Below are 26406 nucleotides of genomic sequence, written 5' to 3'. Positions count from 1 at the left end.
TATTTCTCCGTTATTTGTCTGCAAGGCTGCGGGCGCAGAAAGTCTGGAAGGCGATGGATTTTTCCACCGGATAGACTTCCTCACCGAGCATTTCGCGAATAATGGAACTGTTGCGGTAACACGCCATGCCCAGATCCGGCGTGACGAAACCGTGGGTATGCAGTTCGGCGTTCTGGACAAAAATCTGATTGTTCGCGTCGATGCTGTAATTGCGGTTGACGGCGTAACGGCCGGCGTCATCCCACTGAATGCGGTTGTAAATACCTTCGATAAACTGCGGCGGCTGATAACCGTAACCGGTGGCGAGCACCACGGATTCCGTCTGGTGACGATATTCCTGCTGCTGTTCGTGGTGAAGCAGCGTCATCTCCAGCTCGCCTTTGCGGTTACCCGTCAGCGCGGTCAGCTCTGAGTGCGTGTAGAGATCGACATTCAGCGGGCCGTCGAGGCGTTTGGTGTACATCAGATCGTAGATGTCATTGATCAGGCTGATGTTGATGCCTTTGTACAAGCCTTTTTGCTCGCGGTTCAGCTGGTCGCGCTTGCTCATCGGCAGGGCATGGAAGTAATCGATGTACTCCGGCGAGGTCATTTCCAGCGTCAGTTTGCTGTACTCCAGCGGATAGAAACGCGGCGCGCGGGTCACCCAGGTCAGGTGATAATCGTACTTGTCGATTTCTGAAAGCAGGTCGTAATAAATTTCCGCCGCACTCTGGCCGCTGCCGACCACGGTGATGGATTTCGAGCGCTGCATCCGCTCTTTGTTCGGCAGGTAGGCGCTGGAATGATGAACGTTGCTGCCCGCTTCCCGGGCACACGCCGGCATCCACGGCGACGGACCGGTGCCCAGCACCAGACGTTTGGCGCGGTAAATCTGTTTATCGCCGCCTTGGGTCGAACGCGCCTGCACCAGGTAACATTGCGTTGGCGCGTCCCACGTCACCAGCTCCACGCGCGTGGAAAATTGCAGGCTGGTCAGCTGTTCGCACGCCCACTGGCAATACTGGTTGAACTCTTTGCGCATCATGAAGAAATTTTCACGGATGTAAAAAGAGTACAGTTTTCCCTGCTGCTTCAGGTAGTTGAGGAAACTATAAGGGCTGGTCGGATCGGCCAGCGTCACCAGGTCGGCCATAAACGGCGTCTGCAAATGGGCGCTTTCCAGCATCATGCCGGTATGCCAGTCAAAGCCGTCATTTTGATCTAAAAACAGTCCGTTCAGCGCTTTTACTGGCTCCGTCAGACAGGCCAGACCGAGGTTGAACGGGCCGATGCCAATCGCAATAAAATCGTAGGTCTGTTTATCTGCATTCAGTTCAGGGGAATTAAGGCTCATGGTGCAACTCCTGTTAGCGGTTCTTCGCGGCGCTCAGCGCGGCGGCGGTCAGTTCTTTACCGTAATGCGTGATAAGGCTGATCACATCGGCGACATCTTCCGTGGTGGTGGTCGGGTTGAGCAGGGTGAATTTCAGGTACTGGCGCTGATGTACTTTGGTTCCGGCAATCACTGCGCTGCCGTCGCGGAAAATGGCTTTGCGGATGTCGGCGTTGATGGCGTCAATTTGCTCCTGACTCATCGACATGCGCGGGACAAAGCGGAACACCAGCGTGCTCAGTTCGGGTTTGTGCAACACTTCAATGTTCGGGTTTTGTTCCATCAGCTGATGGGTCTCGGTGGCGCGTTCCAGCAGCACATCGAAGGATTCACCCAGCGCCTGCTGCCCCATGATGCGCAGCGTCAGCCACATTTTCAGGGCGTCGAAACGTTTGGTGGTCTGGATGCTTTTGTTGACCAGATTCGGCGTGCCCTCCAGTTTTGCACTCAGCGGATTCAGGTATTCCGCGTGATGAGTGACGTGTTCCAGATGGCGGTGGTCGTTGACCAGAAACGCACTGCAACTCACTGGCTGGAAGAAGGATTTGTGATAATCAACGGTCACGGAATCGGCCAGATGAATACCTTCGATACGCTGGCGATGCTGCGGGGAAACCAGTAAACCACAGCCGTAAGCGGCGTCGGCGTGCATCCAGATTTTCTCTTTGCGGCAGATTTCCGCGATTTCATTGAGCGGATCGATACTGCCGAAATCGGTGGTGCCCGCCGTGGCCACTATGGCAATCGGGATCAAACCTTCTGCGTGACAGCGTTCGATTTCCTGTTTCAGCGCGCTGATATCCATACGGAATTTGTCGTCACAGGCGACCGGCACCACGGCGTCATAGCCGAGGCCGAGCAGGGCGGCGGATTTCTGAATGCTGAAATGGCTGACCTGTGAACTGAAGATGCGCCAGCGGTTAGCTTCCGGCGGCAAACCCTGATATTTGATGCTGTGCTGAGGACGCGTGCGTTTGCAGTGGCTGTCGCGCGCCAGCAACATTGCCATCAGGTTTGATTGCGTGCCGCCGCTGGTAAAAATACCGTCCGACTGCGCGCCAAAGCCAATGCGTGCCAGCGTCCAGTCGATGACCTTTTGCTCAATAAGGGTGCCACCTGCGCTCTGATCCCAGGTATCCACAGAAGAGTTGATCGCGCTGATAAAAAGTTCGGCCAGTTGCGACGGAACGACGGTCGGGCAGTTGAGATGTGCGAGGTATTTCGGGTGATGGAAATAAACAGCGTGCTGAAGATATAAATCATCCAGTTCTTCCAGCGCCAGCCGCGTTCCGTCTAATGGTTTGGTTAAATCAATATGGCGGAACTGTTCGGCTAATTCGGCAGGGGAGACACCCGAAAAAGGCTTTTCGGTGTGATTAATATGTGACTTAATTAATTCAATACCTTGCTCAATCTGTGCCTGCCAGTCCGGGGTGCTATTTTGATTAAAGATATAACCCTGATTTTTGCTTAATTTTTCCTGAGCAGGTGTAAGGTTATTCGCGCTGTCCTGCATTAATTCCCAATTATTTATCTGGCTCATTCTGGATCCTTTTAATCTGACCTTTTCATCGGAAGCAGGCGCGGGGCGGCCTCCCGAATGTATTAAGGAAATTTCAGTGAACGTAAGCGTTAGCAGGCAGGGTTTATGCCCACGCCTGTTAAGTGTATGGTTAATTATTTTTCTTTATCAGAAATTGAGGGTTATTTGTCTTGTCTGATTTCCTTTGTGCGGATTTATACAAGGTTTTAACGATTGAGAATCATTATAAATGCAAATCATTATCATTCAATAACGACATTGAACATTTAGCAAATACCTGTGTTTTTGATGTTTTTATGTGATCCCTGTCACATAAAAAAGTAAATTTGGCTTTGGATACTCTTAATCCTATGAGAGAAGTCTGTATTTGTTATTCAATTCCGTACTCTCACCTGTGGCATTTAGGATACAAAAAGTTATATTTAGCCATAATAAGTGCAGGTGTAATTTGTTTTTATCACGAAGGTATTGTTGAGATGCAGGGGAGTATTTCCACCAGATGGCAAAATAATGATCAAATTAAGAACGTTAAATGCCTTCGTACGGCAGGGGAATAAAAGGAGTCAATGCAGGGAAATAAAAAGGCCGATCATAACAATCGGCCATTACGTTATATTTTATTACATTTAGAGATTAATCAACACGCAACAGGCGGCTGGTATTGGTGGTGCCGATGGTGCTCATGACGTCGCCCTGAGTGATAATCACCAGGTCGCCTGAAAGCAGATAACCTTTATCACGCAGCAAATTCACCGCGTCCTGAGCGGCTGCGACGCCGTCGTTAACGCTGTCGAAGAAGACCGGCGTGACGCCACGATAAATGGCGGTCAGGTTAAGCGTGTGCTCATGGCGGGACATGGCAAAAATCGGCAGGCCGGAGCTGATACGTGACAACATCAGCGCGGTGCGGCCAGATTCAGTCATGGAGATAATCGCCGAGACGCCTTTCAGGTGGTTGGCGGCGTACATTGCAGACATGGCAATGGCTTCTTCGATGTTATCGAATTCCACGTCCAGACGGTGTTTGGAAACGTTGATGCTTGGGATTTTTTCCGCACCGAGACAAACACGCGCCATCGCAGCCACGGTTTCTGACGGATACTGTCCGGCAGCCGTTTCAGCAGAAAGCATCACGGCGTCGGTTCCGTCGAGCACGGCGTTCGCGACGTCCATGACTTCCGCACGGGTTGGCATCGGATTGGTGATCATCGATTCCATCATCTGCGTCGCGGTAATAACAGCGCGGTTAAGCTGACGGGCACGGCGGATCAGTTTTTTCTGAATACCCACCAGTTCCGGGTCACCGATTTCAACGCCCAGGTCGCCACGGGCCACCATCACAACATCGGAAGCGAGAATAATGTCATCCATCGCCGCGTCGGACGCGACGGCTTCAGCACGTTCAACTTTAGAAACGATTTGCGCATTACAGCCGGCATCGCGTGCCAGACGGCGTGCGTAGTTAAGATCTTCGCCCGTGCGTGGGAATGAAACTGCCAGATAATCTACGTCCATTTTGGCCGCAGTAATAATGTCTGCTTTATCTTTTTCAGTCAGGGCTTCAGCGGAAAGACCGCCGCCCAGCTTGTTGATGCCTTTGTTGTTGGACAGCGGGCCGCCAACGGTAACTTCGGTGAACACTTTCATGCCTTGGACTTCGAGCACTTTCAGCTGCACGCGGCCATCATCAAGCAGCAGAATGTCGCCCGGCACCACGTCGGCAGGCAGACCTTTGTAGTCGATACCCACTTTCTCTTTATCGCCTTCACCCTTGCTCATGTTGGCGTCGAGCAGGAATTTGTCGCCGACATTCAGGAACACTTTGCCTTCTTTAAAGGTCGATACGCGGATTTTTGGCCCTTGCAGATCGCCAAGAATAGCCACATGGCGACCAAGACGGGCGGCGATTTCACGCACTTTGTTGGCGCGCAGAATGTGGTCTTCAGGGGTGCCGTGGGAGAAATTCATACGTACAACGTTTGCACCGGCGGCAATAATTTTTTCGAGGTTATTGTCGCGGTCAGTTGCAGGACCGAGGGTGGTAACAATCTTGGTTCTTCTGAGCCTTCTGGACATGCCTTACTCCGTTAACTGGTGAAGCAATTATTGTGCAAAAAACAGCGGGTCCACATTGGGTCGAGGTGTAATTGTAATACAAAAGGGTTTCACCTGTGTGACCCGCTGACCTCATGTCTGACATTTGTCCTGCGCACTTTGCGCGTAGATTTTCCGCCAGACTCCCTATTAAATCGTTGGTGCTCAATTAATATGTTTAATGAATGATTTGCTGCCTGCCGCACAGGGTGATGTCATTCAGACAGGTTAGGGACGACAATCCCCTTATCAAAGCGCGATTCTTTCAACGCTTCTTTGACCCGCTTCAGGTTATCTCTGAATTTTGCGCCACGGCGCAAGGTAAAACCGGTGGCGAGCACGTCGATCAGCGTCAGTTGTGCAATCCGCGAGACCATCGGCATATAAACGTCGGTGTCTTCGGGCACATCGAGCAGCAGGGCGAGCGTGGCTTCGTGCGCCAGCGGCGTATTAAAAGAGGTGATAGCAATGACCGTGGCATCGTTTTCGCGGGCAAGGTGCGCGAGTTCCACCAGATTTTTGGTACGCCCGGTGTGAGAAATCAGCACAACGACGTCGCCTTCGCTGGAATTCATGCAACTCATGCGTTGCATAACGATGTCGTCGAAATAGACCACGGGAATGTTGAAGCGGAAAAATTTGTTCATGGCATCATGCGCGACGGCGGCGGAAGCTCCAAGCCCAAAGAAGGAAATCTTCTTCGCCTGTGTGAGTAAATCGACGGCGCGGTTGATGGCGGCGATGTCCAGGGTGTTTTTCACCTGATCGAGGCTTGCCATAGCAGATTCAAAGATTTTGCTGGTGTAAGCGCTGACGCTGTCGCTTTCATCCACGTTACGGTTCACATAAGGTGTACCGTTTGCCAGACTTTGTGCCAGATGCAGTTTAAAATCTGGAAACCCTTTTGTGTCGAGACGACGGCAAAAACGGTTTACAGTAGGTTCACTGACGTCGGCCATACGGGCGAGAGTGGCAATACTTGAATGAATAGCAATGTGCGGCGATGCGAGGATAACTTCTGCAACTTTGCGTTCTGACTTGCTCAGAATGTCAAGGCTGGTCTGGATTTTTTCCAATGTATTCATAAGCATGCCACTCATAGGTTTCAACGATTTCTTTGAAAAGAGGAAATCGTTCTGATTTGATGAAAATATACTACGCGCTTCAGGCCGTTGGCAGCGTCAGTCAGGCGAATTTACGGCTTTTTTTGTCAGAGTTTGACCGAGATCTAACTTTCAGTATGGTAAATTCTGTTCAGTTTTGTCATAAAATTACAGAATGTGGTCGGTTTTAAGCAGGTCTGGAATTCGTATGATAAAAACAGGGTTTTATCAGCAAGTTATCACGCTGTCAGATCAAGGTTTACGGCTTACGGGCAATCAGAGTACATTGTTGCTGAAATAAAATTACAATATGTACCCGAGATAATTCGAGTTGCAGCTCACGCAAAGGCAACCAGAAATAGATTAGGTATTCCTGCATTGAGGAGAAGAACATGGCGGTAACTCAGACAGCCCAGGCTTGTGATCTGGTAATTTTCGGTGCAAAAGGCGATCTTGCGCGTCGTAAGCTGTTGCCTTCCCTGTATCAGTTAGAGAAAGCAGGTCACATTCACCCTGACACCCGCATCATCGGTGTTGGTCGTGCGGAATGGGACAAAGCGGCCTATACCGAAGTGGTTAAAGAAGCACTGACCACCTTCATGAAAGAAAAAATTGATCCGGAACTGTGGGATAAACTCAGTGCCCGTCTTGATTTCTGTAACCTTGATGTCAATGATCTGAAGCATTTCAAAGTGCTGGGCAAAATGCTTGACCAGCAAAACCGCGCCACCATCAACTACTTTGCGATTGCGCCAAGCCACTTCGGTGCGATTTGCCGTGGTCTGGGTGAAGCCGGGCTGAACAAAGAACCTGCGCGCGTTGTGATGGAAAAACCACTGGGTCACTCTCTGGAGTCTTCTCAGGTCATCAATGATCAGGTTGCGGAATACTTCGCCGAATCTCAGGTTTACCGTATCGACCATTACCTGGGTAAAGAAACGGTACTGAACCTGCTGGCGCTGCGTTTTGCCAATAACCTGTTCGCCAGCAACTGGGATAACCGCACTATCGATCATGTGCAGATCACCGTTGCGGAAGAAGTGGGTATCGAAGGCCGCTGGGGTTATTTCGATGACGCGGGTCAGATGCGCGACATGATCCAGAACCACTTGCTGCAAATTCTGACCATGATTGCCATGTCGCCACCGGCGGATCTGAGCACCGACCGTATTCGTGATGAAAAAGTCAAAGTGCTGCGTTCCCTGCGCCGCATCGACCAGTCAAACGTGCGCGAAAATACAGTGCGTGGCCAGTACACAGCCGGTTTTGTACAAGGCAAAAAAGTGCCGGGCTATCTGGAAGAAGAAGGCGCGAAAAAAACCAGCAGCACCGAAACCTTTGTGTCTATCCGTGTGGATATCGACAACTGGCAGTGGGCTGGCGTGCCGTTCTACCTGCGTACCGGTAAGCGTCTGCCGACCAAATGTTCAGAAGTTGTGGTGTACTTCAAGAGCCCGGCGCTGAACCTGTTCCGTGATTCTTACCAGCAGTTGCCGCAGAACAAACTGACCATCCGTCTGCAACCGGACGAGGGTATTGAAATCGAAGTGCTGAACAAGGTTCCGGGTCTGGAACACAAACATCGTTTGCAGACAACCAAACTGGACCTGAGCTTCACCGAAACCTTCAACGAGCAACACATCGCTGATGCTTACGAGCGTCTGCTGCTGGAAACTATGCGTGGGATCCAGGCGCTGTTCGTGCGTCGTGACGAAGTGGAAGAAGCCTGGAAATGGGTCGACTCCATCATGAATGCGTGGGCAGCGGAAAGTGAAGCACCAAAACCGTATCAGTCCGGTACATGGGGACCGGTGGCTTCTGTGGCCATGATTACCCGTGACGGCCGTTCCTGGAACGAGTTCGAGTAACCGGTCATCCTTTAAAAACGCTGCCTGTGCAGCGTTTTTTTATGTCACATCAATTCTTTTAGCAGTTAGGAATAGTAGTATCTCGTCCAATCGGGTGTGGTCGGTTTCTGGCAACGTTTTTTCTTTCTGAAAAGTTGCCAGACCCTGTGGCAGGGGCGCGCCATCAATCACAACGATGCCTGCGGGCATGAACGGAGAACAAGATGAAAAACTGGAAAACAAGCGCGGAACAAATTCTGACCTCAGGGCCGGTTGTTCCTGTGATTGTTATCAACAAACTGGAACACGCCGTTCCGTTGGCGAAAGCGCTGGTTGCCGGTGGTGTGCGAGTGCTGGAAGTGACGCTGCGTACTGCCTGTGCGATGGACGCAATCCGTGCGATTGCCAAAGAAGTGCCGGACGCCATTATTGGTGCGGGTACCGTTCTCAATCCTGAACAACTGGCCGAAGTCACCGAAGCGGGTGCACAGTTTGCGATTAGCCCAGGCCTGACAGACGCTTTGCTGAAAGCAGCCAACGCCGGTTCTATCCCGCTGATTCCGGGCATTTGCACCGTATCGGAACTGATGATGGGTCTGGATGCCGGTCTGCGTGAATTCAAATTCTTCCCGGCGGAAGCCAACGGCGGCGTGAAAGCGTTACAGGCGATTGCCGGTCCGTTCCCGCAAGTGCGTTTCTGCCCGACCGGTGGGATTTCACCGGCGAACTACCGGGATTATCTCGCGCTGAAAAGCGTGCTATGTATCGGTGGATCCTGGCTGGTGCCAGCCGATGCGCTGGAAAGCGGTGACTACGCGCGTATCACTGAGCTGGCAAAAGAAGCCGTTGCGGGCGCAAAAGCCTGATAAAGCGTTCCCCTTATAACCCAAAAACCTCCCGCGGGAGGTTTTTTTATGTCTGAAATTCAGCGATTAACGTGCAGCGATAATCTTGATCTCAATTTTGTATTTCGGGTTCATCAGGTTTGCCTGCACGGTGCAGCGAACCGGCGCGTTACCCGGAGACACCCACGCATCCCAGGCTTCGTTCATTGCCGGGAAATCTTCCTTGTGAACCAGAAACAGCGTGGCATCGAGAATTTTGCTCTTGTCTGAACCGGCTTCTGTCAGTACGGCATCAATGATGGCCAGCGTTTCAGCGGTCTGATCTTTTGCATTGGCATCCAGATTTTCCGGCACTGCAGTGTAATAAATGGTGTCGTTGTGGATGACCACATCAGACATGCGCGGCTCAGGTCGGATCCGTTCGATAGTCATACTTTTGTGCTCCTGTTAGTCACTTTTTATTGATGGTGGTAAGGGTAACACAAAGGTTTGCTGCGTTGGATTGGCAGATGGCGGTGGCGGTGAGGGCGTTCGGTTGGCATAATCACTGCTGATCCGTACAGGTAGAGAGACAGAGTGACAGACGATTTCGCAACAGACGGCGCACTGGCGCAGAAAATTGAAAGTTTTAAACCCCGTGAACCTCAGCGTCTGATGGCGCAGGCCGTCAGCAAAGCCATCAGCGGTAAGCAAGGCCTGGTGGTGGAAGCTGGTACTGGTACCGGTAAAACGTATGCGTATCTGGCTCCGGCACTGCGTTCCGGCAAAAAAGTCATTATCTCAACCGGTTCGAAAAACTTACAGGATCAGCTGTATTCCCGCGATTTGCCCAAAGTGGCCAGTGCGCTGAATTTCAAAGGCCGTCTGGCGTTGCTCAAAGGGCGTTCTAACTATCTGTGTCTGGAACGCCTGGAGCAGCAGTCACTTTCCGGCGGCGATCTCGCCAGTCAGGCACTCAGCGAACTTGCGCATCTGCGTCACTGGTCGAGCAGCACGGAAGAGGGCGATATCAGCACCTGTACCGTAGTGCCGGAAGATAGCTTTGTCTGGCCGCTGGTAACCAGCACCAACGATAACTGCCTGGGCAGCGACTGCCCGCTGTACAAAGAATGTTTCGTCGTCAAAGCCCGCCGTAAGGCGATGGACGCGGACGTCGTCGTTGTTAACCATCACCTTTTTATGGCTGATATGGTGGTCAAAGAGAGCGGCTTCGGTGAGCTTATCCCGCAGGCCGACGTGATGATTTTCGACGAAGCTCATCAGATCCCCGATATCGCCAGCCAGTATTTTGGCCAGCAGGTAACCAGCCGTCAGTTGCTGGATATGGCGAAAGACATCACCATCGCTTACCGCACGGAAGTGCGTGATTCGGTGCAATTGCAGAAAAGCGCTGACCGCCTGAGCCAGAGCACAATGGATTTTCGTCTGGCACTCGGTGAGCCGGGTTTTCGCGGTAATCTGCGCGACGTGCTCAATCAGCCCGCTATCCAGCGCGCTCTGCTGTTGCTCGATGACGCGCTGGAGCTTTGCTACGACGTGGTCAAACTGTCTCTCGGACGCTCGGCCTTGCTGGACGCCGCCTTTGAGCGCGCCACGCTGTACCGCAACCGTCTCAAGCGCCTGAAAGATGTTTCGATTCCCGGCTACAGCTACTGGTACGAATGTAATTCCCGTCATTTTGTTCTGGCACTGACGCCGCTGTCGGTCACCGATAAATTCAGCGAAATGATGAAAGAAAAGCCGGGTGCGTGGATTTTTACGTCCGCAACGCTTTCGGTGAACGATCAGCTCCACCATTTTACCGAACGTCTCGGACTGGACGAAGCCGAAACGTTGCTGCTGCCCAGCCCGTTTGATTACGCCAAACAGGCATTATTGTGTGTACCCCGTTTTCTGCCTGAATCGAACGTGAACGGCAGTTCGAAACAGCTGGCGCGTATGCTGCGTCCGCTGATCGAAGCCAATAAAGGCCGCTGTTTCTTCCTGTGTACGTCACACAAAATGATGCGTGAACTGGCCGAGGAATTCAGGGCCAGCCTGACGCTGCCCGTTTTATTGCAGGGCGAAACCAGTAAAGGCCAGCTATTAGCGCAATTTGTCGAAGCCGGTAACGCCTTACTGGTCGCGACCAGCAGTTTCTGGGAAGGGGTGGATGTGCGCGGCGATGCGCTGTCCTGCGTCATCATCGATAAACTGCCGTTCACCTCGCCCGACGATCCGCTGCTCAAAGCCCGTATTGAAGACTGTCGCCTGCGCGGCGGCGATCCGTTCAATGACGTACAATTACCGGATGCGGTCATCACGCTGAAACAGGGGGTCGGACGTTTAATTCGTGATACTTCTGACCGGGGTGTGATGGTGATTTGCGACAACCGGCTGGTAATGCGCCCGTATGGTGAAGTTTTCCTCAACAGTTTGCCGCCGACGCCGCGCACACGTGATCTTACACAAGCGATACGCTTTTTACAGAACGTGGAAGAGCAGAAATAGCCTTCACGTTATGTTAGGATAGCGCCCCGAAAAAAGGCCCTAACTTATTCATTTCCCCGCCTGAGGTTTGGCATGTCCACGCGAATTTTAGCAATTGATACGGCGACAGAAGCCTGTTCGGTTGCGCTATACAATGAGGGCGAGACGCTCGCTCATTTTGAACTCTGCGCCCGCGAACATACGCAGCGTATTTTGCCGCTGGTGCAGCAGATCCTCGCCGAAGCGGGCCTGACGCTGAATCAGCTCGATGCTCTGGCCTTTGGCCGCGGGCCGGGCAGTTTTACCGGCGTACGTATCGGTATCGGCATGGCGCAGGGATTGTCGCTGGGCGCTGAATTGCCTTTGCTGCCGGTTTCCACTTTACAGACCATGGCGCAGGGCGCTTACCGCCAGACTGGCGCTGAAAACGTGCTGGCCGCCATCGATGCGCGCATGGGCGAAGTGTACTGGGGCGAATTCTCCCGGAACGCTCAGGGTGACTGGAGTGGTGAAAACACCGAGAAAGTGATCAAACCTGAACAACTCATCGAACAGGCCGGCTCACTGACCGGCCGTTTTGCGACCGTCGGCACCGGCTGGGAAGCTTATCCACATTTGCTGGGTGAATCTCCGGTTGCAGAATTATTTGATGGCAAAATGTTACTACCGCACGCGGAAGATATGCTGCCGCTGGCGCTCCAGCTCTGGGAAAACGGCGTTCGCGTAAATCCTGAAGATGCTGAACCCACTTATCTGCGCAACGAAGTTACGTGGAAAAAGCTGCCGGGCCGGTAAGTTACCGCAACTTGTGTACTTAAAAGTGGTCAAAAAAAAGAGTATGCACAGGAGTCATCGCAATGCGTAAGTGGTCAGCAGTCCAGCAGTTTTCGGTTCAGACAGGTAAAAAATGGGCGTTGAGCGCTGTTGCGCTAAGCGTTCTGGTGTTGTCAGGATGTGTCACCGTTCCGGATGAAATCCGCGGGACCACGGCAACGCCGCAAATGAATTTACAGGCGGTGCAGGGCGCGCCGAGTCTGTATGTCGGTCAGGAATCACGTTTTGGTGGCAAGGTAGTGGCAGTCACCAATTTGCAAAATAAAACGCGACTCGAAATCGCTACAATGCCGCTTGATGACGGGGCACGACCTATTCTGGGCGCGGCGTCGCGTGGCCGCATCATGGCTTACATCAACGGTTTCGTCGATCCGGTGGATTACCGCAATCAGCTCGTGACCGTGGTTGGTCCGATTACCGGCGTTGAAAAAGGCACAGTAGGGCAGTCGTCCTATGATTTCGTGACTATCAGCGTAAACAGTTATAAACGCTGGCGTATCGAACAACAGGTGGTGATGCCGCCTCAGCCGATGGGGCCGTGGGGCTGGGGTTACGGGGGACCGTACGACAGTTGGGGGCGAGGGTTTGGGCCCGGTTGGGGGCCCGGCTGGTATGACATGGGGCCCGCACGGGTCCAGAGTGTCGTCACCGAATAACCGGCACAATCACGGCGCGCCGCCTCCGCACCGGGCTCCACCTCCGGCTGCGATGAGGCCGGCACCGGGACATCCGGTGCCACCGCCGCCGCCGAAAAAGTAAAGACAGACAAGATCGTTGTTAAGGCGGCTTAATTGCCGCCTTTTTCTTTTTAAGCCACGGACGGTTTGGCTAACGAAGGGCGCAGAAAAAGTGACCCGCCTCTCAACCTCGACATTGTTTGAAACACAACTGGTAAGCTGAGTTAAAATATTGTTAAAGACGTGATAAAACTCGTCGAATTGAGATGGCAACAGTACATGATTTCAGGAGTGATACCTTGGAAAAGGTTTGGCTAAAACGTTATCCGGCAGATGTTCCCGAGAACATCGATCCTGACCGCTACAGCTCGCTGGTCGAGATGTTTGAAAATGCCACGCTGCGTTATGCAGACAGTCCGGCGTTTATCAACATGGGTGAGGTCATGACGTTCCGTAAACTTGAGGAACGTAGTCGTGCTTTTGCGGCCTATCTGCAAAACCAGTTAGGGCTAAAAAAAGGCGACCGCGTGGCCCTGATGATGCCTAATCTGCTGCAATATCCGATTGCGCTGTTTGGCGTATTGCGTGCGGGCATGGTGGTGGTGAACGTCAATCCACTGTATACGCCGCGCGAGCTGGAACATCAGCTCAATGACAGCGGTGCCAGCGCTATTGTGATTGTGTCCAACTTTGCCCACACGCTGGAAAAAGTGGTCTACAAAACACAGGTTAAGCATGTGATCCTGACCCGTATGGGCGATCAGCTTTCTGCAGCAAAAGGCACGCTGGTTAATTTTGTCGTCAAATATGTCAAAAGGCTGGTGCCTAAATATCACCTGCCGAATGCTATTTCCTTCCGCAGTGCCCTGCAATACGGGCGCCGTTTGCAATATATCAAACCCGATATCATCAATGACGATCTGGCGTTTTTGCAATACACCGGCGGAACTACCGGCGTTGCGAAAGGCGCGATGCTGACACACCGGAACATGCAGGCCAATCTGGAACAGGCAAAAGCAGCGTACGCACCGTTGCTGCAACCTGGCCATGAACTGGTGGTAACGGCGCTGCCGCTGTATCACATCTTTGCGCTGACAGTGAACTGTCTGCTGTTCCTCGATCTCGGGGGAAAAAGCCTGCTGATCACCAACCCGCGCGACGTGCCGGGCATGGTGAAAGAGCTGTCGAAATATCCGTTCACCGCTATCAGCGGGGTGAATACGTTGTTCAACGCGTTACTCAATAACGAAGATTTCCGTGAGCTGGACTTCTCGACGCTGCGCCTATCGGTTGGTGGCGGAATGTCAGTTCAAAAATCGGTTGCCGATAAATGGGAAAAACTGACCGGCAAGCATTTGCTGGAAGGTTATGGCCTGACGGAGTGTTCGCCGCTGGTCGCGGGTAACCCGTACGACCTGAAACATTACAGCGGTAGCATCGGTTTACCGGTGCCTTCTACGGAAGTGCGTCTGGTGGATGATAACGGCCAGGATGTTGCGCCGGGTAACCCCGGAGAGCTGTGGGTACGCGGGCCGCAGGTGATGCTGGGTTACTGGCAACGGCCTTCAGCGACCGATGAGGTGCTAAAAGATGGCTGGTTATCGACGGGCGATATCGTTACAGTGGACGAGCAGGGCTTTTTGCGGATTGTGGATCGCAAAAAAGACATGATTCTGGTTTCCGGTTTCAACGTTTACCCTAACGAAATTGAAGAGGTGGTTTCACAACATGACAAGGTGCTCGAAGTTGCCGCCATTGGTGTGCCAAACGAGTCGTCAGGTGAAATCGTCAAAATTTGCGTGGTGAAGAAAGACCCGTCACTGACCAGCGAAGAACTTCTGGCACATTGCCGCCGGTTATTAACCGGTTACAAAGTACCGAAGATTGTTGAATTTCGCGATGAGTTACCGAAGTCAAATGTCGGTAAGATCCTCAGACGCGAACTTCGCGATGAGCAGGCAAAACCGAAGGACGATCCTAAGCAGGATGCGGCGTAACGTTTGCCCGCTGCGCTGTGATGGTCACTCTCAACGCCGGATTTGTCCGGCGTTGTCACGTTATAACGCATTAATATTAAGAGAATTAAGATTTGAATTATCAGTTGATCACGACCAATGACGCGCTGGAGCAGGTTTGTCTTCAGGCCAAAGCGCACAGCAAAATTGCGCTGGATACCGAATTCGTCCGTACCCGCACTTATTACCCGCAACTCGGGCTCATCCAGCTGTTCGACGGTGAACGGCTGACGCTGATTGACCCGTTGCCGATTACCGCCTGGCAGCCTTTTATCGATTTGCTGGTCAATCCTGATGTCGTGAAATTTCTCCATGCCGGCAGCGAAGACCTGGAAGTTTTCCTGAACGCTTTTGGCGTGATGCCTTCTCCGCTAATTGATACGCAAATTCTTGCCGCCTTCAGCGGACGTCCGCTGTCTTGCGGGTTTGCCCGTCTGGTGGCAGAAACGACCGGCGTGGAGCTGGATAAAAGCGAATCGCGCACCGACTGGATTGCCCGGCCTCTGAGCGAAAAACAGTGTGTCTACGCTGCTGCCGATGTCTGGTATCTTCTGCCGCTGGCCGACAAGCTGATGCGTGAAACTGAAGAAGCTGGCTGGATGGATGCCGCGCAGGATGAATGTCTGGCGTTGTGCCGCCGTCGTAAAGAGGTTCTTCAACCTGAACTGGCTTATCTGGAAATCGGCAATGCGTTCCAGCTGCGTCCGCGTCAACTGGGTTGCCTGAAGTTGCTGGCCGCCTGGCGGCTCACTCAGGCACGTCAGCGTGACCTGGCCGTCAACTTTGTGGTGCGTGAAGAAAACCTCTGGCAGGTAGCCCGTTATCAGCCTAAATCGCTGGGTGAGCTTGAAGCGCTTGGCCTGAGCGGCCCGGAAATCCGTTACCATGGCCGCACGTTGCTGGCGCTGGTGGAAGAGTCTGAGGCATTGCCGGAAGACGATTTACCGGCTCCCATTTCGAATCTGATTGATCAGCCGGGTTATCGCAAAGTCTTCAAAGACATCAAAGCGCTGATCCAGACCGTGAGTGAAGAAAGCGGGTTAAGCGTCGAGTTACTGGCCTCACGTCGCCAGATCAATCAGTTATTAAGTCGTCACTGGAAGTTAAAAGAGAAGGAATCACAGCCGGAATTAATCAGCGGCTGGAGAGGAAAACTTCTTGCTGAAAGGCTGAACGAAATTCTCAGTCAATATTGATGAGCTTACCGCGTTCAAAATAACTGAATACGAAAACTTAAATTAAAAGGCGGAGATTTTCTCCGCCTTTTTGTTTTTGGTTAACCGCATATTTAAATAATAGCGCCCGGGAAATGTTCGCGGATGAAATCACATTAAGGATATTAACCGCCAGGCTAAATGGGATGAGTCTTAATCATAATTTCAGATAATAAATAGAGCAGAGCGCGGAACAATCTCTTTAGTGGGGATACATACAGTGGTGTTGCCAGGGGAAATAAGCAGGTGGGCGGAAATCAGGGAAAAAAATTGAGTAGCCCCCTGAGTAAACAGGGGGCGCTATGCTGAAAGAAACACCTGCAGGCAGACTGCTGTCATTTAGGCGCGTCTTCCGATTCTGACTCTGGCAAGGTGACGTTGAGTTCCAGTACGGAAATATCGTCACCTTTTTGCTCGAACTGAACCTGCAACATTTCGGGGTCAATCTTAATGTACTTACAGATGACCGCCAAAATATCACGTTTTAATTCAGGTAAATACGACGGTTCACTATCCCCTCGACGCCGTTCGGCTACGATGATCTGTAGCCGTTCCTTGGCTATATTGGCTGTCGATTTTTTGCGGGACAGAAAGAAATCTAACAATGCCATGGTTTATCCCCCAAAAAGGCGTTTCAGGAAACTCTTCTTCTCTTCCTCAATAAAACGGAACGCACGTTCTTCACCAAGCAGACGGCTAACGGTATCGTCGTACGCTTTCCCTGCATCAGATTCCTGATCCAGAATGACCGGTTCGCCCTGGTTGGACGCACGCAGTACGGACTGATCTTCAGGAATTACGCCGATCAGAGGAATACGCAGGATTTCCAGCACATCTTCCATGCTCAGCATGTCGCCACGGCTGACACGGCCCGGGTTGTAACGGGTGAGAAGCAGGTGTTCTTTAATAGGCTCTAAGCCTTGTTCCGCACGACGGGATTTTGAGGACAAAATGCCCAAAATGCGGTCGGAGTCACGCACGGAAGAGACTTCCGGGTTGGTCGTAATGACCGCTTCGTCGGCGAAATACAACGCCATTAATGCGCCGGTTTCAATACCCGCAGGGGAATCGCAAACCACGAAGTCAAATTCCATTTCGGCAAGATCGTTAAGGATCTTTTCTACGCCTTCGCGGGTCAGTGCATCTTTATCACGGGTTTGCGAAGCCGGAAGAATGAACAGGTTTTCAGTGCGTTTATCTTTGATAAGCGCCTGATTCAGCGTGGCATCACCCTGGATCACGTTGACGAAATCATAAACCACGCGGCGCTCACAGCCCATAATCAGATCGAGATTACGCAGACCGATATCGAAATCGATAACAACGGTCTTTTTACCTTTTTGAGCTAAACCGGTAGCAATGGCCGCGCTTGAAGTGGTCTTGCCAACGCCCCCTTTACCCGATGTAACAACTATGATGCGTGCCATGAATGGATTCCTTGTCGAAAGGGCTTAGTTTAAAGGTTGTATGGTTAACACATTATTTATCAGGCTGAGGCGCGCGGCCTGACCGAGATAATCGGTCGGGATTTGATCACTCAGCCAGTATTGCCCTGCGATAGAGACTAGTTCAGCGCCTAAATGGGTGCAAAAAATCTGACAATTTGCATCACCTGCTGCACCAGCCAGCGCTCTTCCTCGCATCATACCGTAGATGTGGATATTGCCATCGGCAATCAGTTCCGCACCTGCGCTGACACTACTGGTCACGATGAGGTCGCTGTTACGGGCGTAAATTTGTTGGCCGGATCTGACCGGAGAACTGACAATGCGGGTTTTCGCCGGAGCATTGTCGGGCACGACAGGAACCGGTGGTTCTGCGGCGATGCGCTGTGCACGGCCTTCACTCAGCAACGGCAAACCGGTGCGGGAAAGTGCGCGTTTCTGCCCTTCGTCTTTACAACCACTGATGCCCACAACGCGAAAACCTGCAGAAGCGACAGCCTGTTGAATGTCTTTCCAGTTTGCTTCGCCGCTCAGCGAGGCAACGTTGATAACAACAGGGGCATTTTTTAAAAAGGCCGGAGCTTGCTCCACTTTTTCCTGTAATGCCTGATAAATAACCTCCGGTTGTGAACTATGTAAATGAACAACCGATAAGGTAAAACTGCTGCCTTTTAGTTCTATTGGCGATTGTGACATCTATCCTGACTCAGTCTCAGCAACTCTAAATCCCCGGAATACCACTCGGGGGGCGATATTCCGATGTACGTTAAGCATGTTATAGTTACAGTTATATCTAGGCAAGCCACCGTTTCAATAAAATAGAGTTAAAAAAATGCTTTGTGTGATCTATAGAAGTACTAAACGCGACCAGACTTATCTGTATGTCGAAAAAAAAGACGATTTCTCTCGTGTACCTGAAGAATTACTCAAAGGTTTTGGCGTGCCGCAGTTCTCAATGATGCTCAATCTGACCGGACGTGAAAAATTAGCGTCTGCGGATATTTCAAAAGTGCGTCAGGCTCTCGAAGAGCAGGGTTATTATCTGCAGGTTCCACCGCCGGTCGAAAGTTTATTGAATATTCATCTGACTGACGCCAGTAAATAACGTATTCCTGACGTTTGTTTCGGCATTTCACGCACTTTCGGACGTCATGACTTGCAATCATCGCTGGAGTACTCAAAGCTTACAGCGATGATTCAATTGCAGATGTGATAAGGAAGAATTTGATGAAATTGTCGGCACTGGCCGTGTTAACACCGCTGATTATCCTCAGCGGTTGTGCAGCGCAGAAGGCAACCTCAGGACAAACCACGCCGCAGACTGCGGCAACGACACAACCTTCAGCCGCCGCGCCGGCTGCGACGCCCGGTAAAACATCGCTGGCCGAACAGGGAAGAGACCCCGCAGAGTTTCCCGCTTATGTTGAAAAACTGAAAGCGCAGGCTCTGGCGCAGGGCATCAGCCAGCAAACAATCGACGCCACTTTCGTGAACATCCATTTTGTTGACCGCGTGATTAACTCCGATCGCAACCAGCTGGAAAAGAAAATCACGCTTGATGATTATCTGACCCGTGTCTTGCCAGAGTGGAAAATCAAACAGGGCCAGACCCAATATCAGAATAATTTGCCCGCGCTCCAGCAGGCCAGCGACCGTTACGGCGTTCAGCCGCAATACATCGTGGCGCTGTGGGCGATGGAAAGTAGCTTCGGCAAAATCCAGGGCAAGGAAGATGTTTTCTCCGCGCTGGCAACGCTGGCCTTCGAGGGCCGCCGTGAAGCGTTCTTCACCAAAGAATTCATGGCTGCGTTGAAAATTGTCGATTCCGGTCATGCCACCAGCGATATGATGAAAGGATCCTGGGCTGGCGCAATGGGGCAGTCGCAGTTTATGCCGACGTCCTATCTGAATTACGGTGCGGATGGCAATGGCGACGGCAAAATCGACATCTGGAAAAATACCGATGATGTCTTTGCATCTACCGCGAATTATCTGTCGAAAGAAGGCTGGAAACGCGATCAGGGCTGGGGGCAGGAAGTGAAATTGCCAGCAGGCTTTGACGGCAGTCTGGCGGGCCTGAAAAACAACCAGATGCATCCGGCTACCTATTGGCAGCAAATGGGCATCACGCAGGTAGACGGTAGCCCGCTGGCATCTGCGGCAACCCGCGCATGGATTATCACACCAGACGATACGCAAGGGCGCGCATTCCTGGTTTACGATAACTTCCGTACGATTATGCACTGGAACCGTTCAACCTATTTCGCACTGAGTATCGGAATGATGGCGGATGGCATTATGGGTTCGCAGGCGCCGGTTATTTCAGGTGAAACCGCACCGGCGGCCACCTCTGCGCCTTCCGTACCGTTAGCGCCAGCCCCGCGTAATCCGTTCAGCGGCTGATTTTTCCAAAAGGAGTGGCTGTATGTATCAACACAGAGACTGGCATGGCGCGTTACTGGATTTCCCGGTGAACAAAGTCGTGTGTGTGGGCAATAACTATGCCGATCACATCAAAGAAATGGGCAGTCAGATTTCCGCCGAACCGGTGGTGTTTATCAAACCGGAAACGGCGCTGTGTGATATCCGTCAGCCGCTCGCGATTCCGAAAGATCTGGGTGCGGTACATCACGAAGTTGAGCTGGCCGTGCTAATCGGCACGCCGCTCAAACAAGCCACGGAAGATCGCGTTGCCAATGCTATCGCCGGTTATGCGCTGGCGCTGGATTTAACGCTGCGTGATTTGCAGACGAAATTCAAAGCGGCGGGGCAGCCGTGGGAAAAAGCCAAAGGCTTCGACGGTTCCTGCCCTATCAGCGGATTTATTCCGGTGAGTGAATTTGGTGATGCGCAGCAGGCTGATTTGCAGCTGTTCGTTAACGGTGAAACACGGCAGGAAGGCAATACCCGTAACATGCTGACGCCGCTGTTGCCGCTGATTGCTTACATGAGCCGTTATTTCACGCTGCGCGCGGGCGATATCATTCTGACCGGCACGCCGCAAGGCGTCGGGCCGCTGAAAGCGGGTGACGAAATTGTAGCTACACTTAATGGTAAGTCTGTTTCAACCCGCATGATCTGAAACAAACCCTCTCTCCGCCGGAGCAGCTTTCCGGCGGCTTTACTTGCATCTGCAGGCTAAAGCGTCTATATAAGCACCCTCATTTTATTTATACCGGATGCACATTATGACTGAACCCGCTTTTTGGCAGCAAAAAACGCTGTCTGAAATGACTGACGAAGAATGGGAAGCATTGTGCGACGGCTGCGGACAATGCTGCTTACATAAGCTGATTGATGAAGATACCGAAGAAATTTACTTCACCAACGTTGCCTGTAACCAGCTCAATATCAAATCCTGTCAGTGCCGTAACTACGAGCGTCGTTTTACGCTTGAAGAAGACTGCATCAAGCTGACCCGCGAAAATCTGACCACCTTTGACTGGCTGCCGCCGACGTGTGCTTATCGTCTGATTGGCGAAGGGCGCCCGCTGCTGCCGTGGCATCCGCTGCTGAATAAAGCCTCTAAATCAGCGATGCACACCGCACAAATCTCCGTTCGTTATATCGCGGTTCGCGAAGACGATGTGGAAGACTGGCAGGATCACATTATGAATAAGCCAAGCTGGGCGAGATAACCCGCTGATAGGAAATAAGAAAGGATTTCAGGCATGAGAGTGTGGGGCAGAGACGGGGTATGGCCCGCTACGTGGAGTTCAAAATCCTTCTGATTCCCTGCCTCTCCCGCGTAACCGGGATGCAATGATTTACTTGAAAATTCCGTAGACTACCATTCCTGCAATAACCCAGAATGCGACACAGGCTGTCACGCAGATTACCCAAATGGCCCAAACGGGGAGTTTGTTTAAACGTTCTAACCCCATATTTGCTATCACCTCTGATTTTAGACATAAAAAAGCCCCGGCGACCGCCAGGGCGTAATTCCTATCATACATTCATTTTTATATTTCTGAATCGGGTCTGACGCCATTTAATGCATTCAGCGCTTCCGCATCCAGTTCCGGATCGGCTTTATCGATCAGTCGCGTAATTTCAATCAGCGCCTGGAATTGTTCAAACAAAAGTGTGGCATCCGATTTAAGCACATCATCTGCGGAATCCAGCACGGAATTGATCGCTTTGTTCACGCTTTCGATGGCTTCCTGCGGACCGCCATTTTTGCCCACGGTAAGGAAAACAGCACTCAGCAAAAGCGACTGAGCCTCAACCTGTGCGGTCAGCTGCTTTGCATCTACCTCCATCCGGGAAATCTTTGCGACCATGCTTAAGATAATATTTTTCATTGCTACCCCTTCAGAGACAAATGTTGAATCGCCTCCACATTTCTACGCCAGGTTCGAAAATCTTCATAATGAAATTTGAAAAAAATGAGCGACCACACAGGCCGCTCACTGATAGGGGTAAACCGGTAGTCGTTTACGATGCGGTTTTATCCGCGTCCGGATGGTTTTTCCCTTCTTCTATAAAGTCTTCGTCAATCATATCGGTATTATTCTGATGCTCACGCCCGGAAAGAATATTCCAGCAGGCGATGAACAGGGCAGCAATCAGCGGACCGATAACAAAGCCGTTGATACCATAAACTTCCATCCCGCCCAGCGTGGTGATCAGAATGAGATAATCCGGCATTTTGGTGTCTTTGCCGACCAGCAGCGGACGCAGAATATTATCGACCAGGCCGATAACCACCACGAAGAAGACGATGAGGAAAATCGCCTGCCACAACATTCCGGAGGCGAAGAAGTAGATCGTCGCCGGTACCCAAATAATCGCTGAACCGACAGCAGGAATAATCGACAGAAACGCCATCAGCGCGCCCCACAGCAGGCTGCCATCGATACCTGCAATGTAGAATGCCAGCCCGCCGAGCGCACCCTGAACGATCGCAACTACCACCGTGCCTTTCACCGTTGCGCGTGAAACGGCGGCAAACTTCATGAACAGATGATGTTTCACATGGCGGGAAAGCGGCAGGGCTTCCAGCGTCAGATTAACCAGATACGCGCCGTCTTTAATCAGGAAAAACAGGATATACAGCATGATGCCAAAACCGACAACAAAGCCGAACGTGCTCTTACCAATCACGAAAACGCTGCCTGCCAGATACTGACTTCCCTGTAATGCGACGTCTGAAAGTTTTTTCTGAATCTCAGCCGTGCTGTCTAAATTGTGATCGGCAAGGAAATGGCGCGCCCATCTTGGTAAATGGTGAATGGTGTCAGACACCAGCGTAGGCAGCTGCGATTCATTACCCTGAAGTTTGGTGTAAACCGTATTGAATTCTATGGCCAGTGAAGAAGTAATAATCGCCAGCGGTGTGAAAACAATCAGACAAATAATCAGCACGGTCAGCAGTGAGATCAGGCCGTTGCGGTCACCGATAAATTGCTTCAGCCGGTTTTTCATCGGATTAAAAATTACCGCCAGAATGATCGCCCATAGAACGGAAGAATAATAAGGCCTTAATACATCCAGGAAGGCCAATGTCACAATAAAAAGGATCATAATGAAGAAACCCTTTGAAAACCCTTTAACCACCATATCTCTTCCTCTGTTGAGCGCATAAGCTCTCGTAGCATAGAACTCATTGACGTTTTTACAACTATCGCTCTTTTTTCGTGCGGCAGTGGTTTTAATTTCCGCTGAAAAACGCCATAAAAAAAAGCGCCCTGAGGCGCTTTTATCGTCGACATGTCTGGAATTAACGACCGAACAAATCACGACGTTTTGGTTTTACGAACTGGGCCAGTAACACCAGGATCCCGATGATCATAAAGACGCTGAAGATAACAACCAGCCACTGAGGCATACCCAGAGACAGAAATTCCCACTGTTTTTCAGCACAATCACCGCTGGCTATGAACATCCAAGGGAACCATTTGTCCAGTGGCAACCAGGTCGGGAAGCGGGCTGCGAAATCGCAGGTGGCGAACGGAGATGGGTGCAACTGAATCATGGTATGTTCCCATGACAGGCGGACCCCTTCATACGCGCTGTAAAGCCAGATAAGGATACCGGCGTAACGCAACCAGGTCGCCGGGGCTATTGCGCCCACCAGACCCGCAGCCAGTATGCCCATCAGCGCACAACGTTCGTAGATACACATGACGCACGGTTTAAGTAACATCACGTGTTGGAAATACAACGCAACCAGCTCAAGCGCCAGAGCGGTCAGAGCCATCAGAAGCCATGCACCGCGGCCTTGCGAGCAACGGTTAAGATATTGCAACATAGAAATTTTTTCCCTGCAGTTAGCTACTGACACGCAGTGTAAACCAATTGGACCCCGCTGCCAGCCTGTCTCCATCAATATTCGATAAATAATTAATATAAATCGGACAATTCGACTTTAAATTCGGCTATTTTCTGAGTCAGAGCTTAGTCACAGAATTACCGACGTGATCCTCGTGCTGATCAATGTAATGGGGAAAATGTCAGCCATCCCATGTCGGTGTACCACTGCGTCATTTCCGGCAGAAGGAATTGCACACAAAGCAGACCTGCGAGCGTCATCACTATTGTGTAAGGCAGTGCCATCCATACCATCCGGCCATACGAAAGGCGGATCAGCGGCGCAAGGGCGGACGTCAGCAGGAACAGAAATGCCGCCTGACCATTTGGTGTCGCGACGGAAGGCAGGTTTGTACCGGTATTAATGGCGACCGCCAGCATCTCAAACTGTTGCAGATTAATGGCACCGTTTTCCAGCGCGGATTTCGCTTCATTGATATAGACCGTGCCGACAAAGACATTATCGGAAACAGAAGAAAGCAACCCGTTGAACAGATAGAACAGCGAAAGCTGATTGGCTGGCGCAGATTGCAGAACGAAATTCACAATCGGGCTGAATAAGTGCTGATCGACAATCACTGCGACAACCGCAAAAAATACCACCAGTAGCGCGGTAAACGGCAGGGAATCCTGAAATGCTTTGCCGATCGCATGTTCGTCCGTCACGCCGCAAAATGCCGTTGCGAAGATAATTACGGACAGCCCGATCAGCCCGACTTCGGCCAGATGAAAGGCGAGCGCGATAATCAGCCAGACGCCAATCAGCGCCTGCACGGCCAGTTTGATACGTTCCTGACGTGTGCTGTTTTCGGTGTTTTTCTGATCGTACTTTTTGAGAACCTCGAAGACCGGTTGTGGCAACCGTGCGCCATAACCAAACAGGCGGAAACGTTCGACCAGCGCGCAGACGATAAAACCGCAAATGAACACCGGCACGCTGACCGGTGACATGCGGATCAGAAAATCAGTGAACTGCCATCCGGCGGCTTTCGCGATGATCAGGTTCTGTGGCTCGCCGACCATCGTCATGACGCCGCCCAGCGCGGTGCCGACGCCGGCATGCATCATCAGGCTGCGTAAAAAGGCGCGGAACTGTTCCAGAACGCCGCTGGTTTCGGCATTTCCGCCCTGAGCGGACGCGACGTTGTGATAAATCGAATAGAAACCTACGGAAACGCTGATGACCACGGCAATGACTGTCAGCGCATCCAGGAAGGCAGAAAGGAAAGCGGCGGCGAAACAAAACGCAAGCGAGAGGGCGATTTTATTGCGCAGATTCAGCAGGAGTTTGGTGAAAACTGTCAGAAGCAGCTGCTTCATAAAGTAGATACCGGCGACCATGAAAATCAGCAGCAAAATCACTTCCAGATTGCCCGCCACTTCTTCGCGAACTCTTTCAGCACTTGTCATACCTATCATCACGGCTTCAATGGCCAGCAAGCCGCCCGGTTGCAGCGGATAGCATTTGAGCGCCATGCCGAGCGTGAAGATGAATTCGATCATCAGTAACCAGCCCGCTAAGAAAGGACTGACGAGAAAGAACACCAGCGGGTTAATAATCAGAAAGGCCAGAATGGCTATTTTGTACCAGCCAGGGGATTGCCCGAGAAAGTTTTTAATAAATGCGTGGCGGAAGGTTGTATCCATAATTCCCAGCGGTCCTTTAGGGTTATTTTGCTGCGGTATCAGAAAGATAGAACAGTGTAATACTCCGGTGAAAAATTTTCTCCTGCAGCGGGGTAATATTAAGTCCTTAAAAAAAGGGAAATTCTGCCAACCCCTGCACAGTTTCAACATTAGTTCCGTCCGGGCGCTATAACCGCTGATTTTCATCTGGTATGATGAGCTCAACTATATCCCTGATAAATGCCTCACACGGAACGACAAACACATGGTTATTAAGGCACAAAGTCCTGCCGGTTTTGCCGAAGAGTACATCATCGAAAGTATCTGGAACAGCCGGTTTCCGCCGGGTTCAATCTTGCCTGCGGAGCGGGAACTTTCAGAACTCATTGGCGTAACCCGAACCACATTACGTGAGGTTTTACAACGTCTTGCCCGTGATGGTTGGCTGACCATTCAGCACGGTAAACCGACGAAAGTGAACAACTTCTGGGAAACTTCGGGGCTGAATATTCTGGAAACGCTGGCGCGTCTTGATCACGACAGCGTTCCGCAGCTCATCGACAATCTTCTGTCCGTGCGTACCAATATCGCGACCATTTTCATCCGCAAAGCGATGCGAACGAATCCCGAAGAAACACAACAGGTGCTGGCGAAAGCGGCCGAAGTGGAAGATCAGGCCGAAGCTTTTACCGCGCTGGATTACGGTATTTTCCGCGGTCTGGCCTTTGCGTCCGGCAATCCGATTTACGGTCTGATCATTAACGGGTTACGCGGATTGTATACCCGCGTCGGACGCTATTACTTCTCCAATCCTGAAGCACGTAAACTGGCGATCACTTTCTATAAAAAGCTGTCTGACATCTGCCACGAAAAAAGCTACGAGCAGATTGTGGATTGCGTGCGTAATTATGGCCGTCAGAGTGGTGAGATCTGGCATAGCATGCAGGGTACAATGCCGGGTGATCTGACTGAACAGAAACGCTGATTTTTACGGGTTCTGCTGAAAT

The 26406-nt window shown here is 51.5% G+C and carries 24 protein-coding genes; 12 read left to right on the top strand and 12 right to left on the bottom strand.

Features of this window, described 5'->3' with window-relative positions:
* Window positions 1-10 precede the first annotated feature (10 nt).
* The 4 genes from J1782_RS11545 to J1782_RS11530 form a co-directional block, all read right to left on the bottom strand.
* A complete protein-coding gene (locus J1782_RS11545; protein ID WP_217153186.1) occupies window positions 11-1336 on the bottom strand; it encodes a lysine N(6)-hydroxylase/L-ornithine N(5)-oxygenase family protein in 1326 nt (441 codons plus the stop codon).
* Window positions 1337-1349: 13 nt separating this feature from the next.
* A complete protein-coding gene (locus J1782_RS11540; RefSeq protein ID WP_254303057.1) occupies window positions 1350-2918 on the bottom strand; it encodes an aspartate aminotransferase family protein in 1569 nt (522 codons plus the stop codon).
* A gap of 633 nt (window positions 2919-3551) precedes the next feature.
* Window positions 3552-4994, bottom strand: a complete 1443-nt coding sequence (gene pyk / locus J1782_RS11535) for a pyruvate kinase (protein ID WP_152327058.1) — start codon at window positions 4992-4994, stop codon at window positions 3552-3554.
* A gap of 233 nt (window positions 4995-5227) precedes the next feature.
* On the bottom strand, window positions 5228-6097 hold the full coding sequence (locus J1782_RS11530) for a MurR/RpiR family transcriptional regulator (protein ID WP_152327059.1): 870 nt from the start codon (window positions 6095-6097) through the stop codon (window positions 5228-5230).
* Window positions 6098-6507: 410 nt separating this feature from the next.
* On the opposite strand from J1782_RS11530, the gene zwf reads away from it, so the two are divergent.
* Entirely contained in the window at window positions 6508-7983 is a 1476-nt protein-coding gene (gene zwf, locus J1782_RS11525) for a glucose-6-phosphate dehydrogenase (protein WP_152327060.1), read from the top strand.
* Window positions 7984-8186: 203 nt separating this feature from the next.
* Complete coding sequence (locus tag J1782_RS11520; protein ID WP_217153185.1) at window positions 8187-8828, top strand: bifunctional 4-hydroxy-2-oxoglutarate aldolase/2-dehydro-3-deoxy-phosphogluconate aldolase; 642 nt, start codon at window positions 8187-8189, stop codon at window positions 8826-8828.
* A gap of 66 nt (window positions 8829-8894) precedes the next feature.
* Here J1782_RS11520 and J1782_RS11515 read toward each other — a convergent pair whose 3' ends face one another.
* Window positions 8895-9239 (bottom strand): RidA family protein, encoded by a 345-nt coding sequence (locus J1782_RS11515; RefSeq protein WP_101080008.1) that lies wholly within the window; start codon window positions 9237-9239, stop codon window positions 8895-8897.
* Window positions 9240-9383: 144 nt separating this feature from the next.
* Between J1782_RS11515 and J1782_RS11510 the strand changes: the two genes are divergently transcribed.
* The 5 genes from J1782_RS11510 (at window position 9384) to rnd (ending at window position 15998) form a co-directional block, all read left to right on the top strand.
* On the top strand, window positions 9384-11297 hold the full coding sequence (locus J1782_RS11510) for an ATP-dependent DNA helicase (RefSeq protein ID WP_217153184.1): 1914 nt from the start codon (window positions 9384-9386) through the stop codon (window positions 11295-11297).
* 72 nt (window positions 11298-11369) lie between these two features.
* Window positions 11370-12071 carry a tRNA (adenosine(37)-N6)-threonylcarbamoyltransferase complex dimerization subunit type 1 TsaB gene (gene tsaB, locus J1782_RS11505; protein WP_152327063.1) on the top strand — a complete coding sequence of 234 codons (702 nt, stop codon included), beginning with the start codon at window positions 11370-11372 and terminating at the stop codon, window positions 12069-12071.
* 62 nt (window positions 12072-12133) lie between these two features.
* Window positions 12134-12766, top strand: coding sequence for a Slp family lipoprotein (locus tag J1782_RS11500; protein WP_152327064.1), 633 nt, complete (start codon window positions 12134-12136; stop codon window positions 12764-12766).
* Window positions 12767-13086: 320 nt separating this feature from the next.
* Window positions 13087-14784: a long-chain-fatty-acid--CoA ligase FadD gene (gene fadD / locus J1782_RS11495; protein ID WP_217153183.1), complete on the top strand. Its 1698-nt coding sequence runs from the start codon at window positions 13087-13089 to the stop codon at window positions 14782-14784.
* Between the two features lie 92 nt (window positions 14785-14876).
* On the top strand, window positions 14877-15998 hold the full coding sequence (rnd, locus tag J1782_RS11490) for a ribonuclease D (protein ID WP_217153182.1): 1122 nt from the start codon (window positions 14877-14879) through the stop codon (window positions 15996-15998).
* 353 nt (window positions 15999-16351) lie between these two features.
* Here the strand turns inward: rnd and minE are convergent, their stop codons facing one another.
* From minE to minC, 3 genes are read right to left on the bottom strand one after another with little or no spacing between them, the layout of a single operon-like run.
* On the bottom strand, window positions 16352-16627 hold the full coding sequence (gene minE, locus J1782_RS11485; RefSeq protein ID WP_152327067.1) for a cell division topological specificity factor MinE: 276 nt from the start codon (window positions 16625-16627) through the stop codon (window positions 16352-16354).
* A gap of 3 nt (window positions 16628-16630) precedes the next feature.
* Entirely contained in the window at window positions 16631-17443 is an 813-nt protein-coding gene (minD, locus tag J1782_RS11480) for a septum site-determining protein MinD (RefSeq protein ID WP_013575324.1), read from the bottom strand.
* 24 nt (window positions 17444-17467) lie between these two features.
* Window positions 17468-18157, bottom strand: a complete 690-nt coding sequence (gene minC / locus J1782_RS11475) for a septum site-determining protein MinC (RefSeq protein WP_152327068.1) — start codon at window positions 18155-18157, stop codon at window positions 17468-17470.
* A gap of 136 nt (window positions 18158-18293) precedes the next feature.
* Between minC and J1782_RS11470 the strand changes: the two genes are divergently transcribed.
* The 4 genes from J1782_RS11470 (at window position 18294) to J1782_RS11455 (ending at window position 21099) form a co-directional block, all read left to right on the top strand.
* Complete coding sequence (locus J1782_RS11470; protein WP_152327069.1) at window positions 18294-18566, top strand: YcgL domain-containing protein; 273 nt, start codon at window positions 18294-18296, stop codon at window positions 18564-18566.
* A gap of 122 nt (window positions 18567-18688) precedes the next feature.
* Window positions 18689-19864 carry a lytic transglycosylase domain-containing protein gene (locus tag J1782_RS11465; RefSeq protein WP_217153181.1) on the top strand — a complete coding sequence of 392 codons (1176 nt, stop codon included), beginning with the start codon at window positions 18689-18691 and terminating at the stop codon, window positions 19862-19864.
* A gap of 22 nt (window positions 19865-19886) precedes the next feature.
* Complete coding sequence (locus J1782_RS11460) at window positions 19887-20543, top strand: fumarylacetoacetate hydrolase family protein (RefSeq protein ID WP_217153180.1); 657 nt, start codon at window positions 19887-19889, stop codon at window positions 20541-20543.
* A gap of 106 nt (window positions 20544-20649) precedes the next feature.
* Window positions 20650-21099, top strand: coding sequence for a YcgN family cysteine cluster protein (locus J1782_RS11455; protein WP_101080018.1), 450 nt, complete (start codon window positions 20650-20652; stop codon window positions 21097-21099).
* 324 nt (window positions 21100-21423) lie between these two features.
* On the opposite strand, the gene iraP is transcribed toward J1782_RS11455, so the two are convergent.
* From iraP to nhaB, 4 genes are all read right to left on the bottom strand, one after another.
* Entirely contained in the window at window positions 21424-21765 is a 342-nt protein-coding gene (gene iraP, locus J1782_RS11450) for an anti-adapter protein IraP (protein ID WP_152327073.1), read from the bottom strand.
* A gap of 133 nt (window positions 21766-21898) precedes the next feature.
* Window positions 21899-23023, bottom strand: coding sequence for an AI-2E family transporter (locus tag J1782_RS11445; protein WP_152327074.1), 1125 nt, complete (start codon window positions 23021-23023; stop codon window positions 21899-21901).
* A 160-nt stretch (window positions 23024-23183) separates the two neighbouring features.
* A complete protein-coding gene (gene dsbB, locus J1782_RS11440) occupies window positions 23184-23714 on the bottom strand; it encodes a disulfide bond formation protein DsbB (RefSeq protein ID WP_217153179.1) in 531 nt (176 codons plus the stop codon).
* A 182-nt stretch (window positions 23715-23896) separates the two neighbouring features.
* Window positions 23897-25420, bottom strand: a complete 1524-nt coding sequence (nhaB, locus tag J1782_RS11435; RefSeq protein WP_152327076.1) for a sodium/proton antiporter NhaB — start codon at window positions 25418-25420, stop codon at window positions 23897-23899.
* Between the two features lie 244 nt (window positions 25421-25664).
* Here nhaB and fadR point away from each other — a divergent pair, with 244 nt between their 5' ends.
* Window positions 25665-26384: a fatty acid metabolism transcriptional regulator FadR gene (gene fadR, locus J1782_RS11430; protein ID WP_217153178.1), complete on the top strand. Its 720-nt coding sequence runs from the start codon at window positions 25665-25667 to the stop codon at window positions 26382-26384.
* Window positions 26385-26406 lie beyond the last annotated feature (22 nt).

Origin of the sequence: Rahnella sp. BCC 1045 (assembly GCF_019049615.1) — a bacterium.
GTDB classification, from domain to species: domain Bacteria; phylum Pseudomonadota; class Gammaproteobacteria; order Enterobacterales; family Enterobacteriaceae; genus Rahnella; species Rahnella contaminans.
Note: the sequence above shows the minus strand (reverse complement) of the source record. Positions and strands in the feature narration are given on the sequence as shown.

Bases quoted from the DNA above. Each gene is read 5' to 3' on its own strand.
- J1782_RS11465 (WP_217153181.1), top strand. From the start codon at position 18,689: ATGAAATTGTCGGCACTGGCCGTGTTAACACCGCTGATTATCCTCAGC.
- J1782_RS11445 (WP_152327074.1), bottom strand. From the start codon at position 23,023: ATGGTGGTTAAAGGGTTTTCAAAGGGTTTCTTCATTATGATCCTTTTT.
- minE (WP_152327067.1), bottom strand. From the start codon at position 16,627: ATGGCATTGTTAGATTTCTTTCTGTCCCGCAAAAAATCGACAGCCAAT.
- dsbB (WP_217153179.1), bottom strand. From the start codon at position 23,714: ATGTTGCAATATCTTAACCGTTGCTCGCAAGGCCGCGGTGCATGGCTT.
- J1782_RS11500 (WP_152327064.1), top strand. From the start codon at position 12,134: ATGCGTAAGTGGTCAGCAGTCCAGCAGTTTTCGGTTCAGACAGGTAAA.
- J1782_RS11530 (WP_152327059.1), bottom strand. From the start codon at position 6,097: ATGAATACATTGGAAAAAATCCAGACCAGCCTTGACATTCTGAGCAAG.
- J1782_RS11455 (WP_101080018.1), top strand. From the start codon at position 20,650: ATGACTGAACCCGCTTTTTGGCAGCAAAAAACGCTGTCTGAAATGACT.
- J1782_RS11545 (WP_217153186.1), bottom strand. From the start codon at position 1,336: ATGAGCCTTAATTCCCCTGAACTGAATGCAGATAAACAGACCTACGAT.
- nhaB (WP_152327076.1), bottom strand. From the start codon at position 25,420: ATGGATACAACCTTCCGCCACGCATTTATTAAAAACTTTCTCGGGCAA.
- fadR (WP_217153178.1), top strand. From the start codon at position 25,665: ATGGTTATTAAGGCACAAAGTCCTGCCGGTTTTGCCGAAGAGTACATC.
- zwf (WP_152327060.1), top strand. From the start codon at position 6,508: ATGGCGGTAACTCAGACAGCCCAGGCTTGTGATCTGGTAATTTTCGGT.
- J1782_RS11470 (WP_152327069.1), top strand. From the start codon at position 18,294: ATGCTTTGTGTGATCTATAGAAGTACTAAACGCGACCAGACTTATCTG.
- pyk (WP_152327058.1), bottom strand. From the start codon at position 4,994: ATGTCCAGAAGGCTCAGAAGAACCAAGATTGTTACCACCCTCGGTCCT.
- J1782_RS11460 (WP_217153180.1), top strand. From the start codon at position 19,887: ATGTATCAACACAGAGACTGGCATGGCGCGTTACTGGATTTCCCGGTG.
- J1782_RS11520 (WP_217153185.1), top strand. From the start codon at position 8,187: ATGAAAAACTGGAAAACAAGCGCGGAACAAATTCTGACCTCAGGGCCG.
- minC (WP_152327068.1), bottom strand. From the start codon at position 18,157: ATGTCACAATCGCCAATAGAACTAAAAGGCAGCAGTTTTACCTTATCG.
- tsaB (WP_152327063.1), top strand. From the start codon at position 11,370: ATGTCCACGCGAATTTTAGCAATTGATACGGCGACAGAAGCCTGTTCG.
- iraP (WP_152327073.1), bottom strand. From the start codon at position 21,765: ATGAAAAATATTATCTTAAGCATGGTCGCAAAGATTTCCCGGATGGAG.
- minD (WP_013575324.1), bottom strand. From the start codon at position 17,443: ATGGCACGCATCATAGTTGTTACATCGGGTAAAGGGGGCGTTGGCAAG.
- J1782_RS11540 (WP_254303057.1), bottom strand. From the start codon at position 2,918: ATGAGCCAGATAAATAATTGGGAATTAATGCAGGACAGCGCGAATAAC.
- J1782_RS11515 (WP_101080008.1), bottom strand. From the start codon at position 9,239: ATGACTATCGAACGGATCCGACCTGAGCCGCGCATGTCTGATGTGGTC.